This is a genomic window from Haloarcula sp. CBA1115 (assembly GCF_000827835.1).
GTDB classification, from domain to species: Archaea; Halobacteriota; Halobacteria; order Halobacteriales; family Haloarculaceae; genus Haloarcula; species Haloarcula hispanica.
Genome location: NZ_CP010529.1, coordinates 1,499,190 through 1,513,448 on the forward strand (window position 1 = coordinate 1,499,190; position 14,259 = coordinate 1,513,448).

Annotated in this window: 13 protein-coding genes; 8 read left to right on the forward strand and 5 right to left on the reverse strand. The window is 65.2% G+C overall.

Features of this window, described 5'->3' with window-relative positions:
- Positions 1–5 precede the first annotated feature (5 nt).
- Together SG26_RS07470 and SG26_RS07475 are read right to left on the reverse strand one after the other, a co-directional pair.
- Positions 6–668, reverse strand: a complete 663-nt coding sequence (locus tag SG26_RS07470; protein WP_014041631.1) for a hypothetical protein — start codon at positions 666–668, stop codon at positions 6–8.
- 118 nt (positions 669–786) lie between these two features.
- Positions 787–1,407, reverse strand: a complete 621-nt coding sequence (locus tag SG26_RS07475) for a hypothetical protein (protein ID WP_050037237.1) — start codon at positions 1,405–1,407, stop codon at positions 787–789.
- Positions 1,408–1,550: 143 nt separating this feature from the next.
- Between SG26_RS07475 and SG26_RS07480 the strand changes: the two genes are divergently transcribed.
- A complete protein-coding gene (locus SG26_RS07480) occupies positions 1,551–3,638 on the forward strand; it encodes a (Fe-S)-binding protein (RefSeq protein WP_050037238.1) in 2,088 nt (695 codons plus the stop codon).
- A gap of 46 nt (positions 3,639–3,684) precedes the next feature.
- Entirely contained in the window at positions 3,685–3,888 is a 204-nt protein-coding gene (locus tag SG26_RS07485) for a hypothetical protein (protein ID WP_023843459.1), read from the forward strand.
- Positions 3,889–3,902: 14 nt separating this feature from the next.
- On the opposite strand, the gene SG26_RS07490 is transcribed toward SG26_RS07485, so the two are convergent.
- Positions 3,903–4,649 (reverse strand): TrkA family potassium uptake protein, encoded by a 747-nt coding sequence (locus tag SG26_RS07490; protein ID WP_014041634.1) that lies wholly within the window; start codon positions 4,647–4,649, stop codon positions 3,903–3,905.
- Between the two features lie 399 nt (positions 4,650–5,048).
- Between SG26_RS07490 and SG26_RS07495 the strand changes: the two genes are divergently transcribed.
- From SG26_RS07495 to SG26_RS07520, 6 genes are all read left to right on the forward strand, one after another.
- Positions 5,049–5,786 (forward strand): molybdopterin-binding protein, encoded by a 738-nt coding sequence (locus SG26_RS07495; protein ID WP_050037239.1) that lies wholly within the window; start codon positions 5,049–5,051, stop codon positions 5,784–5,786.
- Between the two features lie 909 nt (positions 5,787–6,695).
- Positions 6,696–7,688 carry a porphobilinogen synthase gene (gene hemB, locus SG26_RS07500; RefSeq protein ID WP_050037240.1) on the forward strand — a complete coding sequence of 331 codons (993 nt, stop codon included), beginning with the start codon at positions 6,696–6,698 and terminating at the stop codon, positions 7,686–7,688.
- A 170-nt stretch (positions 7,689–7,858) separates the two neighbouring features.
- On the forward strand, positions 7,859–8,572 hold the full coding sequence (locus tag SG26_RS07505) for a DUF4129 domain-containing protein (protein WP_050037241.1): 714 nt from the start codon (positions 7,859–7,861) through the stop codon (positions 8,570–8,572).
- Positions 8,569–9,096 (forward strand): hypothetical protein, encoded by a 528-nt coding sequence (locus tag SG26_RS07510; protein ID WP_023843462.1) that lies wholly within the window; start codon positions 8,569–8,571, stop codon positions 9,094–9,096. Before SG26_RS07505 ends, SG26_RS07510 begins: the two co-directional genes overlap by 4 nt.
- The gene (locus tag SG26_RS07515; protein ID WP_050037242.1) at positions 9,093–10,349 is read left to right on the forward strand and encodes a DUF58 domain-containing protein; all 1,257 of its coding nucleotides are present in this window, start codon (positions 9,093–9,095) and stop codon (positions 10,347–10,349) included. The genes SG26_RS07510 and SG26_RS07515 overlap by 4 nt, the downstream gene beginning before the upstream one ends.
- Positions 10,346–10,828: a hypothetical protein gene (locus SG26_RS07520; RefSeq protein ID WP_050037243.1), complete on the forward strand. Its 483-nt coding sequence runs from the start codon at positions 10,346–10,348 to the stop codon at positions 10,826–10,828. Before SG26_RS07515 ends, SG26_RS07520 begins: the two co-directional genes overlap by 4 nt.
- A 23-nt stretch (positions 10,829–10,851) precedes the next feature.
- Here the strand turns inward: SG26_RS07520 and SG26_RS07525 are convergent, their stop codons facing one another.
- Both SG26_RS07525 and SG26_RS07530 read right to left on the reverse strand, forming a co-directional pair.
- The gene (locus SG26_RS07525; RefSeq protein ID WP_050037244.1) at positions 10,852–12,198 is read right to left on the reverse strand and encodes an ATP-binding protein; all 1,347 of its coding nucleotides are present in this window, start codon (positions 12,196–12,198) and stop codon (positions 10,852–10,854) included.
- The gene (locus tag SG26_RS07530; protein WP_050037245.1) at positions 12,198–13,808 is read right to left on the reverse strand and encodes a methyl-accepting chemotaxis protein; all 1,611 of its coding nucleotides are present in this window, start codon (positions 13,806–13,808) and stop codon (positions 12,198–12,200) included. The genes SG26_RS07525 and SG26_RS07530 overlap by 1 nt, the downstream gene beginning before the upstream one ends.
- Positions 13,809–14,259: the final 451 nt, after the last annotated feature.

Genomic DNA, 14,259 nt, shown 5'->3' on the forward strand with positions numbered 1-14,259 from the left:
CTGCCCTATCGTAGCATCGACCGTAGCGACCGCGTCTTCACCCCGCAGTCGTCGCTGAACTCACAGGGCTCGCACTTCGCGTCGTTGTGTACCCGTCCGGGCGGGCCGTCGATGCTGTCGGCAGTCCGAACCGCCCGACGGTAGACGCCGGCCCGCCGTGCGTTCACCTCGATGCGCCGGATGACGCCGTATGCCGGATACTCGGCGTAGGCGATGTCGATGTCACGCTCGCGCTCCCAAGAGAGCGCCTTCGCGGCGGCGACCAACCGCACGGTCTGGGGCTCCCAGACACCGTCCTCGGGCGGCCGACCGGCGAAGACGAGCGACGGGACCGGACCGTCCCGCCCGGCGACGACCTTGTGTGCGATACCGCGGGCGTCCTTCCCTTCGAGATACGCGTCGGTCGCCGCCGGGGCGACCAGCGCGTCCCAGTCGGCCAGGCGCTCTCGAAGCCCTCTGAGCCGGTCGCGGTACTCGTCCGGACCCACTTCGATGGGGGCTGCCAGCAGGGCGGCGTCGTCGGTCAGCAGCCGCTCGTAATCACGGGCGAGCCGGCGAACCGACTCAATCTCGTCGGGGATTTCGCTCGCCCCGTCGCGGCGGCGGTAGTAGAGCTTCCGGGGGCAGTAGGCGGCCGTTTCTAGCTCTCGGAACGTGTGGGTCGGCATGGCTCTGCGTGGTCGTGTTCCACTACAAGAATGTTCGGCGGGACGGAACGGTCGTGTTTCGGACAGCCAGAAAACCCTGCCATCTCAGCCGACAGCTAGTGTAAAAGAATGCCCAGAGTTACATCGACACGTCAGCGCCGGAATCCAGCGAGTCAATGTCCTCAGTGGCTTCGTCGAGACCGTCTTCGCGGAGGCCGGCAGCGTGCTGTGTCGACAGCCCGGCGTCGGTGAGCACGTCCTCGAACTCGCTCTGGAACCGGTGGGAGACCCGGCGCGCGGCGTCCTGTGCGGCGACGACGCGACGGTAGTGGGCGGCCCAGGACTCGTCGATATCGAACTCGGCCGCGAGTTCGGTGACAGCGGGGTCGGCGTCGGCGACGCGGCGGCGGAACTCGGCCAGGTCGAACGGTGCCTCTGTGTCCTCGTCGCGGAGGAGATGCAGGTCCAGCCGCGCCTCCACCACGTCAGGCTCGTCCGCGCCGATTTCGGCCGCGATGGTCGCGTCGTCGCTCCCCTCGTAGAACAGTCGGACCACTGTTACCAGGGATTCGTCGGCGAGGTCGGTTCGGAACTCGTACCGCTCGCGCATCCGCGCGATGACATCACCGAGTCGGTCCGCGACACCGGCCTCGTCAGTATCGGCCAGGGACCCTCTCGACGCTTCCTGAGACTCCGTCACAGCCCCCTCGTCGGAGACGTCCATGAAGATGTCACGGAGTTCTTCGGTCTTCTCGTCCATCGAACATGAAACTACTTCTCGGGAGTCATATATCTGTCGGATGAGCAACGTAACACGGGGAAACTTTCAACAGGTCACTAATTCTCGCAGGACTGCGGCGGGGCGTGGCAAGATTTAAGCGGACACAAATCGCGTGTTACCGTATGTCATCTATACTCCAGACGACCACGCGCCCGACGTTCTGGCGTATCGGCGACGTGGGGAAAGCGCTGTTCTACTATCTGGCAGCGCTCGCCATCATCGTCTTTCTGTACGGTGTGTACAACCGCGTCACCCGCTATGCCCAGGGCAGCGACGACCCCTTCGACCGCCTGGACGAGTTGCCCCAGCGGACCCTCGCGGCGGCGCAGTTGGCGCTGTCGAACCGGAAGCAGTTGGACCGCGACACCGTCGCCGGCGTGATGCACGCGTTCATCGTCTGGGGCTTTCTGACGCTGCTCATCGGGACGACGATTCTGGGTATCGACATGGACCTCTATCGGCCGCTGACCGGTGAATCCTTCTTCGTCGGCCAGTTCTACCTCTCCTATTCGTTCGTCATGGACGCGATGGGGCTGCTGTTCGTCGTCGGCGTCGGCGTCGCGCTGTGGCGGCGCTACGGCCGCAAGCTCGACCGCCTCCACGACCGCCACACCTCCCGCGAAGACGACCTGTTTCTGGGCGCGCTGTTCGTGCTGGGCGTCGGCGGCTACCTCACCGAGGGCATCCGTATTCTCGGTACCTCGACGGTGCGTGACGTCTCCTTCGAGACGGTGAGCTTCGTCGGCTGGTCGGTCAAGGAAGTGCTCGTCATGGCCGGGATGACACCGGAAATGGCAGCGGGTGCGTACCCGTTCGTCTGGTGGAGCCACTCGCTGGTCGCGCTGTGGTTCGTCGCCTGGATACCCTACGCGAAGCCGTTCCACATGCTCTCGTCGTTTGCCAACCTCGTCGCCCGCGACGAGAAAGCCGGCGTGCGACTACCCGGCGTCCCGGCCGACGCTGACCCCGACGATATCGGACCCAGCGACATCGACGACTTCTCCTGGAAGCAACTGCTCGACCACGACGCCTGTACCAAGTGCGGCCGGTGCTCGTCGGTCTGTCCGGCAAAAGCGTCCGGGCGGCCGCTGGACCCGCGGAACGTCATCCTCGACCTGAAACGCTACCGCGAGGAGCGCGACGCCGGCGGCGAGGACGTGCCTATCATCGCCGACGGCGGCACCTCGGTCATCGACGCCCACACGATGGAGTCCTGCATGTCCTGTATGGCCTGCATGGACGCCTGTCCGGTCGACATCGAACACGTCACGCAGTTCACTGAGATGAACCGCCGGCTCACCGAGGCCGGCGAGATGGATGAACACGTCCAGGACGCGATGATGAACGTGTTCCAGCACGGCAACACCTTCGGCGACCCCGAGCGCGCCCGGCCGGACTGGACCGAGGACCTCGACTTCGAGGTGCCGGACGCCCGCGACGAACCGGTGGAGTACCTCTGGTACGTCGGCGACTACCCGAGCTACGACGAGCGCAACCAGAAGATTGCGCAGGCGCTCGCCACCGTCTTCGAGGCCGCCGACGTGGACTACGGCATCCTCTACGAGGCCGAACAGACCGACGGCAACGACGTGCGCCGCGTCGGCGAGGAAGGGCTCTACGAGATGCTCGTCGAGGACAACGCCGAGGCAATACTGGACTGTGAGTTCCAGTCCATCGTCACGACGGACCCCCACGCCTACAACACGTTCATGAACGAGTACCCCGAGTTCGAGGCCTGTGAGTGGGGCGAAGACGACGTGTTCCACTACACGCAGGTCGTCGCCGACCTCGCAGATGCGGGCGCGCTCGGCCTCTCCGGGACCGAACTGGACTACACTGTCACCTACCACGACCCCTGCCACCTCGGGCGGTACAACGGCGAGTTCGAAGCGCCGCGGGACCTCATCCACGCGACCGGAGCCGACCTCCACGAGATGCCCCGCAACAGGGACGACTCCTTCTGCTGTGGCGGTGGCGGCGGCGGCCTCTGGATGGACCTCGAAGAGGAGAGCAAACCCAGCGAGGAACGCCTGCGCGAGGCCCTCGAAGACACCGAGGCGGGCGCGGCCGTCGAGAAGTTCGTCGTTGCCTGCCCGATGTGCATGACGATGTACGAGGACGGGCGCAAAACCGGCGGCTACGAGGAGGACCTTGAAATCGTCGGGGTCACGGAGCTACTCGCTGAAGCGGTCGGGGAAGCGGGAGTCTGATCGCTCAGATGTGAGTTTTCAAGTAGCTGAAACGAAAAGGCTCACCATGGCCCTCCTCCAGATACCGGGACTACCCGGCGCAACAGAACTTATCCTCATGGTACTCGTACTGGCGGTGTACATCGGACTACCAGCCGCTGGCATGGTACTCGTCTACAACTTTCTCGACGGTAAACGCGGCTACGAGAAGCGGGTTTCCGAACTCGAACGCCGGGTCGAGACACTGGAATCCGAACTATCCGAGGAGTAACGTCTGACCCGTGGTCACAGCCGCTCACACACCTGTTTTCCGCTGACGACTTCGGGGATTATCACTTCATCCGCGCCCACGCGGCGGGCCACGGTCTCGTCCTGTCGGTCGCCGGCCCGAACGATGAGCTGGACAGTGGGCGCAAGCTGGCTCGCCAGCACCGCAATCTGAATATTTGCGTTCGTGTCGTCAATCGCCCCGATGACCGTGTCGGCTCGCTTGATGCCCGCGTCCGTCAGCGCGCCCTCGCGGCTCGCGTCGGCCTCCAGCGCGAGATGGCCGTCGTCGAGCGCCCGTTCGTACTGTTCTGTCTGTTTCTCGATGACGACCACCTGTGCGTCCGTGCCGCCTATCTGCTCCGCGACAGTCTGTCCGAACGTCCCGTAGCCACAGACGACGATGTGGTCGTCCAGTTCCTGAAGTCGTTGCGAAATCTGCATACGTGTAAGTTCCTGCTGAATCTGGCCGCCGAAGGCTGCCGACAGCACTGTTTCACCTATCCACAGTCCAGCGACGACGAGACCGGTCAGCACCACGATGGCGTAGCCTTTGACCAGCGTCGCGGGCCCCTCGTGGGTCTGGAAGTGGAGTTCGATGCTCGTGGGGTCAAGCAGCCAGAACAGGGCGTTGACGACGCCGACGCCACCGAACGTGACGAATCCGAACACACCGGCGGCGACGAGTCCAACGAACGCGAGAACCGGTCTGGAAAGCCGACGGAGCAGCGAGCGGTCCGGCCCTGTGCTATCGCTGTGTTCCATTGCTGTAGCTACCTGCCAAGAGTTGCCGTTACGACACACCGCGACGAGCCCGATAGCGCGACGACGCGGTGTGCTGCCAGCAGCGTCAGTCTGTCAGCGTTCCAGCGGATGTTGTGGACGCTTCGTCGACCGGGCCAGCGCTGTCGCGGTCCGTACTCGGCACGCGACTTCGGTTCGGGTACACCCGTTTGACGCAATCAGCACAATTGGTGACAAGTACCATGATTTTGAATTGCCGGACCCAGTATATGTATGTTACCGAAATATGGCTAGACTAGATATAATGCCATTATACACTATCCATATTCATTCGGTCCGCAGCGGGCCGACGACACCTGAGTCTGTGTCCACCTGCGTCCAGCCAAACGCTTAACGCCGCCAGACACTCACAGCGAGATGATGGAGGTCGCACTGCTCACCGTCGGTGACGAACTGCTCGCTGGCGACACGGAGAACACGAACGCGTCGTGGCTGGGCCGCCAGCTCACGGCCGCCGGCGCAAGCGTCACCCGAGTCCTGACTGTGCCCGACGACGAGGCGGTCATCGCCGACGCCGTGGCGCGGTATCACGACGCTTTCGACGCGGTCATCGTCACCGGTGGCATCGGCGGGACACCCGACGACATAACCAAAGCCGCCGTGGCGCGGGCGTTCGGCCGCGACCTCGTCGTTCCCGACGACGTGCGGGCACACCTCGAAGCGAAGGCCGAGCGGTTCGCTGATGACAACCCCGAGATGGTGGACCGCTACGACATGGACCTGGACCTCGACGCGTGGGCGTCGATCCCCGAGGGCGGGCAGGCGCTGCTGACCGACGAGAGCTTCGCCGCCGGCTGTGTCATCGACCGCGTGTACGTCCTGCCGGGTATCCCCGAGGAACTGAAAGCGATGTACGAGACCGTTGCCGACGAGTTCGACGGCGACCGGACGACGGAGACGATTCACACGCCTGCACCCGAAGGCGCACTGGTCACCCACATCACGGCGGCCCGCGAGCAGTTCGCGGTTGCCGTCGGGAGCTATCCCCGCAAGGACGATGCACCGGGGCGGGTGAAGATTACCGGTGACGACCCGGCAACCGTTGCCGACGCGGCGGCGTGGCTCCGCGAGCGAATCGAGGTCGTCGACATCGAGTGAACTGCTTTCCGGAGATTCCCTCGAAGGCGTCACAGGCTCCTGCTATCTGGTGACTGTCCAGACCGGTGCACGAGGACCCAGTATCTGGTAGCTACTCCTGCGGGTACAGCTGAAGCGGCAATAGATGACACGTCATAAGATGGGATTTCCCACAAGGCATTTGTCAGTTATAAATTATTTCTCTGTATGTACGATCAAAGGGCTCTACTTCTCGCTATTGTCTGTAGCCTTGTGCTCACGGGATGTTCTACACTTTCCGACGGCCCAGCAACGCCGAAATCGGCCGTAGACAGTGGTCAGGAAACCCCAACCATTGGCGCACAAATAAACGTCTCTGAAGCCAAAGAACGCGCACTAAACTCGGAAACGGACTATGTGACTGCTCGGCTTCAGAATGCGAGTTGTCTTGATAGCTGGGATGTCGGTTCATTCACTGTTGGTCCAAAGGTGACCGTCGTAAACCGATCAGATCGTGGTCTCACTGTTCGGGTTAGACGACCATATTCGACGGCAAAGGGCGAAGCAGTGTATGACGCTGAGCACTATGCCCGCTATCTCGTAACCAAAACAGGGACTGAAAGACTGTCCGGTGATACCGTCGCTCCTTGCTGAGTTGCGTATTCTGCACCTATTGGGCGTCAATGCTACCGGTAAGAAATGGATCGGGACAAGCCAGTGTGTGGATGGGAGAGCTTCGCTCAGATTCGTGTGCAGTGCGTGTCCTGACTGTCCAGACTAGCCGGAATATTCAGTTACAGCCTATAATACGGCCAGTTCACCGATGTATTCGTAAATCGGGCCCCGACGACAGAGCGACTACCCCGATATAGGCTTCCGTCTGTCAAAAAAGTGGTTGCGTTTAAGCACACAAACGGTGGGTTCATGCCGGCCACGGTCTGAAATGGCAGTATGAACCTGACACAGCGCCCGCGCCGCCTGCGAACCGACGGCGTGCGACCGCTGGTACGCGAAACGGAGCTCTCTGCGTCGGACCTCATCGCGCCGGTGTTCGTCGACGCGACGACCGACGAGCGAGTCCCAATCGAGACGATGCCGGGTCACGAACGGGTCCCGGTCGGCGAGGCGGTTGAGCGCGTCGAGGAGGTCCTCGAAACCGGCGTCGAAGCGGTGATGCTGTTCGGCGTCCCCGAGTCGAAAGACGAGCGCGGGAGCCGCGCCTGGGCCGAAGACGGCGTCGTGCAGGAAGCCACGCGCCGCATCACGAGTGAGACGGACGCCTACATCATCACGGACGTCTGTCTCTGTGAGTACACCGACCACGGCCACTGCGGTGTCCTCGAAGATGACGCTGCCGAGAACCCGCGGCTGACGGTACGTAACGACGAGACGCTCGATTTGCTGGGGAAAATCGCCGCGAGCCACGCCGCGGCCGGGGCCGACATGGTCGCCCCGTCGGGCATGATCGACGGGATGGTCGGGGCGATTCGGGAGGCGCTGGACGCCCAAGGCGACACCGACGTGCCCGTCATGAGCTACGCCGCGAAGTACGAGTCGGCCTTCTACGGCCCGTTCCGGGACGCCGCGGACGGCGCGCCGGCCTTCGGCGACCGGCGGCACTACCAGATGGACCCCGCGAACGCACGCGAGGCCAGCCGCGAGGTCGACCTCGACGTCGAGCAGGGCGCAGACGTGCTGATGGTCAAGCCCGCCCTGCCGTATCTGGACATCGTCAAGGAGATCCGGGAGTCTTACGACCACCCCGTCGCCGCCTACAACGTCTCCGGCGAGTACGCGATGCTCCACGCCGCCGCCGAGAAGGGCTGGCTCGACCTCGAAGCGGTCGCCTACGAGTCGTTGCTGTCCATCAAACGCGCCGGCGCGGACCTCATTCTGACCTACTTCGCCGAGGACCTCGCTGACGAACTCTATAGTAACAATTGAAACGATTTACACACTGATCGCACTGCAGTCGTGCGATCAGGTGTGCATTGATTTTCAATGGCTACTATAGGCGGGAACAGTCCCCGTGTGTACCCGTTCGAACCGCGCCCATGGGTTCCAGCGAACGGCAGGTCCCTAACCTATTCATGTGACAGGGGCGGAGTGGCCGTATGCAGCGACAGTCCCTCCTCGTGGCGGTTGTCGCCGCGATTGCGCTGCTGTCGTTCAGCGTCGGCGCCGCGAGCCTCGACGCCGCCACCGGGTCCGACCAGGCGGAGATGACCCGTGACGACAGCGAGATCGACAACCCCGACGGACAGGGCCTCAGCGACCCGCCGGGTAGCATCGACCCACCCGAAAGCGAAAACGGCGCTCGCGCGCTGCTGCCGAGTGTCCCCGCCCCGGCAGTCGGTGCGCTCGCCGTCGGCCTCGCAGTGGGTCTGGTCGTCCTCTGGCGGCTGGCCGGTCAGAGCCGGACCATCGACGAGACGGGCGGCGAAACGCCAGCCGTCGCAACAGCGGAGTCCGCGAAGGCCCCCTCGCATAGCGCGGCTGCAATCGACGTACCCCTGACCAACGACGTGTACCGCGCGTGGGCCGCCCTCGAAGATGCGGTGACCGTGGACGACGATGCATCGTCCCCGCAGGACATCGAGGCGGACGCGACGGCTGCCGGTGCCGACCCCGACGCTGTCGCCTCGCTCAGGTCGGTGTTCGAGCGGGTTCGCTACGGCCGAGACCGGCCGGACGCAGATCTGGAATCGCAGGCCCGCGAGGCGCTGGAACGAGCGACCGACGACACGGACGACATCGTGGCGAATCCCGACGAGATGCCTTCTGCGGACAAAGACGCCGACGGGTCCGCCGGGGAGGGCAAGGCGTGACACTGCGCCGGCTCCCGTTGGCACTTGGCCTCGTCGCGACAGCCATCGGCCTCGGCCTCGCCGCGCTCGGCGCGCCGCTGTTGCCCTCGGGCGCTGTCTCGGATCTCCCGATACTCGCGGTGGCCGTCTTCGCTGGCGGTGTCGCGCTCCTCGCGCTCCTGGTTCGCTCCCTCGACAGCGAACGCGGGATGGCGCTGCCGGACACAGACAGCCAGTACGTCACGGTCCCCGGCGACGATATCGACGAGGCGCTTGCTGCTGGAGCCGGACAGGAAGCGATCCGGCGGCGCGTCGAGGGGGTCGCTGTCACCGTCCTCCAGCGCGACGGGCTCTCTCCCGACGAGGCAGCGGACGCGCTCCGGTCCGGCGCGTGGACGGACAGGGAGCCGGCTCGGAAACTGTTCGACGGGACACCGATATCGCTCCGGGCGCGGCTGTCCGGGTGGCTCTCGGGTATCCGTCCGTTCCAGCGGCGCGTCGCCCACGCGACGGCGGAACTCCGACGGCGCGACGAGGAGCGATGAGCGAGGTCCACCGCACCGGCCGCTGGTTCGGGCTGGCCGGGGCCGCACTGGTCGCCGTCGGCGTCGGACTGGTGGGGCAAGTCCCCGCGCTCGTGTTGCTGGGCGGGCTCGGCGTCACGCTGAGCGCGTACGACCGGGTCGCTGTCCCGCCAGCGGCGGACGTGTCGATACAGCGGTCCATCACACCGACAGAACCCGCACTCGGCGAGCGGGTCACCGTGGCGCTCACCGTCCGCAACGACGGATCACGGACGATTCCGGACCTCCGGCTCGCCGACGGCGTGCCGGATTCTGTCCGCGTCGTTGACGGGTCGGCGTCGCTGGGGACGGCGCTGCGGCCCGGCGCATCGACGACGATTACCTACGAGATTACTGGCGGGACCGACCGCTGCGTGTTCGACCCGGCGACGGTCGTCGTCAGGGACGTGGTCGGCGTCGTCGCCCGACGAACGTCCGTCACGACCGAACCCGACACCGTCACCTGGGAACAGCCGACCAGTTCGGCGCTGTTGCCGCTGGTCCCCGCAGTGGCCCGCCGACCCGGGACGGTGCCCGTCGACGAGGGCGGCGAAGGGGTCTCCTTCTACGCGGTCAGGGAGCACCGGTCGAACGACCCGCTCTCCCGCGTCGACTGGAATCAGTACGCCCGCACCGGCGACCTGCGGACCGTCGAGTTCCGCCGCGAGCAATCCGCGACGGTCGTGGTGGTCGTCGACGCCAGAGCAGCCGCCGCGCTCGCGCCGCGTCCGGACGCCGAGACAGCCATCGAGCGGTCGACGATGGCTGCCGTCGCCCTCGTCGAGGGGCTCCCCGAGGACGGCCACGAGGTCGGCGTCGCGGCGTACTCGCCACACGGAGCGTGGCTCGCACCGGGCACGAGCGCCGCGCACCAGCAACAGGCCCGGGACCTGCTCAGGACCGACCGCGCGTTCGCCGCGACATCGGTCACCCGAACACCGGACACAACGAAGCTCATCGCACAACTGCCGACAGCGGCGAACGTCGTCTTCCTCGGGCCGCTGTGTGACGACGACAGCGAGGCGCTGGTCCGTCGACTCGCCGCCAGCGGCCACCCGGTGACGGTCCTGAGTCCCGACCCGACCGCGACGGACACGGCGGGCCACCGGCTGGCACGGCTCGAACGCCGTGAGCGGCTCCGTCGGTTGCGAGCCGCCGGCATCGCCGTCCACGACTGGCCCGCAACTGAGCCGCTGGAACAGGTAACCGAACGGGCCTGGCGGGGTGGCCAATGATACCGCGAACCGGAGCCGTCTGTGGCGGTGCGGCGCTGACGGCGGGCGTCGTGACGCTTTTCGTCGCCGGCATTAGCGCGGTCTCGACCGCTGCCGCCCTCGTCGGCGTTGTGCTGCTCGCCGGCGGGCAACTGATTCAGTCCGGCCGGCTCATCGACGTCGCCAGCGCGTCACTGTTCCTGGCGCTGCTGGTGGCCGCCCTTCAGGGGGCAACGACGACCACGGTGCTGGTCGCCGGCGGCGCGACGGTGCTGGCCTGGACGTTCGCACACGCGGCTATCGACCTCTACGCGGACCTCGGAACAGCGCCCGGAACGCCCGTGGAACTCACCCATGTCGCGGGAACGACAGGGCTTGTCGGGGCGAGCGTCGTGGTGACGACGCTGCTCTTTCAGCTCGACGTGCCGCCGCTGTCACCGCTGGCGCTGGCGAGCGTCGTGCTGGGCGCAATCGCGCTGACCGCGGCGCTCAGGCGCTAGCGTCACAGCGGACGGGACAGCGCTCACTTCCGCGTCGGTGTAACCTCGGATTCCGCGGTGTCAGCCAGTGTGAGAACGTCATCGGCATCGGAGAGCGGGAGCCTGAGCGAGACGGTCGTCCACCCGTCGGCTCGTTCGTACTCGATGCCGCCGCCGGCCGCCTCGGCGACCCACCGAGCGAGCCAGATACCGAGGCCGCTCCCGTGCTGGAGATTGGTGATATCCGCGTCCTCGAACACGACGGCCCGTTCGACGGCGGGGATACCGGGGCCGTCGTCGCGAACGCGGACGAACGCGTCTCCACCGGTCCGCTCGGCCGTAATTCGAACGGCTGTGCCCTCTGGTGTGTGGCTCACCGCGTTCTCGACGAGGTTGTCGAGCGCGTCGTAGACGGCCGTCCCGCCGGTGACAGGGAGTGTCTCGGGGAGTGCTGTTTCGACCGGTGTCTCGGGGCGATAACTGTCGGCGACGGACCGAGCCAGCGCCGCCGCGTCGACCGACTGATCGGATTCGCCGTCGAGCGCGGTCTCGACGCTTCGGGCCTTTTCGCTGACGGCGGCGAGGCGGTCGGCCGCATCGAGGGCGCGAGACGCGGCCAACGAGACGGACGAGTCAGCTGCGTGGGCTCGGACGTATTCAGCCGTCCCGAGCACGACAGAGAGTTCGTTGCGGAGATTGTGCCGCAGGACGCGGTGGAGAACGCGGAGTCGCCGCTTTTGCCGCCGGCTGTCAGTCACATCCGTGTACATCGCGAACCCGCAGCGACGGCCGTCGGTCGTGTCGTACGGGACGCCGCGGTAGATGAACTCGCGGCAGCCGTCGGCTGTTTTCCGGGAGACGACGGCGTAGTTGATTTCGCCCGAGGCCGTCCGCTGGTCGTAGTTAACCGCCTCTTCGACGCGGTCGCCGGGAACGATGTACTCGTTGAGCGGTTCGCCGACGATTTCCTCGCGGTCGTAGCCGAAGGTGTCGACGAACGCGGGGTTGACCGTGCGGACAATCGGGACGAAATTGACGATTTCGAAGCCGACGACCGCGTCCTGGATGAGGTCGAACAAGTACTGAAAGGGGTCGGCCGTCTCGGCCGTTCGACAGAGCGAGCCGACGACGGACCCGTCGGCCGCCGTCGTGAGCTCAACCGGAACTGGACCAGGAAGATCGCTTTGCGGGAGCGTAACCTGGCAGGTTCTGGTCAGCCGGCCCGGCGCGCTGCTGACGGCCTGTCTCGCTGTGGCCAGTGGCTCACGGTCCTCGGCTGCGACCACCGCCTCGACAGGTGTTCCAACAAGTTCGGCAGGCGTCCGCCCAAGCAATGCGGCGAATTCGTCCGTCGCGAACGTGAACCGACCAGTGTCGTCGATGCAGAACATCAGTTGTCTCTGATTCGGAGGAAGGGTGGGCTCGACAGCTGTGAGACCGGTTGTTTCTCACCCACAGTACCACGCGGCGAGGCCGTGAGCGTCAGGTACTCGCGGCCGTCAGTCCGTGCCAGCGTGAGTTCCTGGTCGGCAGCGCCCGAGTAGAACGCCCCGAGCGTGGCCGGGACCGCGTCGTCGTTGATGACGTTGACTACTGTGTCGTGAGGGTCGAAGACGCCGTCGTCGTTCTCGTACCGGGCTTCCCTGGCCGCCTGTTCGCCCATCATCCGTATCTCGCCCTGAATGTTTCCGACGATGACCAGCGGGGCGTCCCGTCTGGTGGCCGTCGTCTCGTTGGCGGCAGCCAGCGAGGTCCGTTCGAGGTCGAACACGTTGTACCGGGCGTCCCAGTTCCCGAACGCATCGAGGATGAACAGGGCGTCGTCGTCGAGTGCGTCCGTGAGCGAGCGGTCGGTCGCCGCGAACGCAGCGGCCAGCGTCGACCGGTCAAGCGACGGGGGCGGCGTCAGCGAGACCGCCCGGCCGGCGGCGACGGCCGTCGCGCACAACTGAGCGATAGCGCCGTCGACCTGCGTCCCGTCAGAGTACCGGAAGACAGCCTGGCCCCCCATGACGAGCCCGCCGCCACAGAGGTCGTCGATACCGTCGATACCGGTCGAGACTGTCGGTGCGTCCGCCAGACGGTCCTGCCGGTCAGCCTCTGCAGCGGCGAGTACGTCGTCAATCTCGTCCAGCATCGCGGTCTGCTCGGAGCGGGCGGCGCGTATCTCCGAGAGGTCGTCTTCGATGGCGGCGGCGCGGTCCGAGACCGTCTCACACCGCTCGGCGACCGCTTCGCTCGTCGTCGCCTGCTCGTCGGTCGCCGCCGAGACAGACGCGATGCCGTCGGCCGTCTCCGCGACGGTATCGGCCACGTCGTCGAGCCGCGCCATCGCCGTGGTGACCTGCTCGGCCCCAGTGTCGATTCCGTCGATGGCCTCGTTGAGCTGTGCAACGGTGTCGTCTGTGGCTTCGCGAACCGCAGCCAGCGTCGTTTCGATTTCCGCAGCCTGCTGCTGGGACTCCTCGGCGAGCCCCTTGATTTCGTCTGCAACGACGGCGAACCCGTCTGTGTCGGTGGTGTCGCTCGCCCGCGCCGCCTCTATCGAGGCGTTCAGCGCGAGCATATTCGTCTGGTCGGCGATACGGTCGATGCCGGCCAGTGCATCGGCAATACGGTCGACCCGGTCCTCCAGGGCGGCCACCTCCGCGGCAACTGCCTGCCCCAGTTCGCGGACCTCGTCCATCGACTCGATGGCGTCGGATGCGGCCTCCCGGCCGTCGTTTGCCGCATCCGTCGCCCGCTGGCTCTGCTCGCTGACCTCGGTCGCGGTCGCAGCGATCTCCTCGATTGTGGCGGAAAGCGACGAGACGTCGTCGGCGATCTGCTGTGCGTCGGTCGCCTGTGCCGTTGCGCGGTCGTCAATCGCCGCGAGTTGCTCGCCGACGGTCGCCGACGCCGCCTGAACGACATCAAGTGCGCCCTGTGCGTTTGCGACCGCTCGCTCCTCTGTCACGGCCGTCGACTGGTCCGGAACGGAGGGATAGTGGTCTGAAGCCATAATCAGCTACTGTCCCTCCGATTCATAGTCGAGTTGTACAGTTTCTCGGGACGTTGTGCCACGAAACGCCACTGTTTTCCGGACATTTATACTGAATCAGAATCTGTATTCGCGAGATATAACCCTGTTGTCGCTGGCAACACCCGCCAGACGGGAGCGCGCGCAAGGGAAAACGGCCTATTTGGCCCCCTCTGGCCGGAACTGGGGGCAACAAACGTCCAAAATTCCAGTGTGCATATACGGACTTTCTTGACGGAGAACAACCTTATATCCATAATATCATACCCTAATCTGGACGGTCGTCTACCATATCCCCTCTAATTTCCGTGTTCATAAAGGCAAACCTTATGTAGTGTTGTTACCAGAGCCTTTCTCGTGAAAGAGTTGAAGAAGTTGAGCCAAAGTGGGGCAAAGTTGGACATGCAGACGGCTGTCGATACGAAAACGAAAC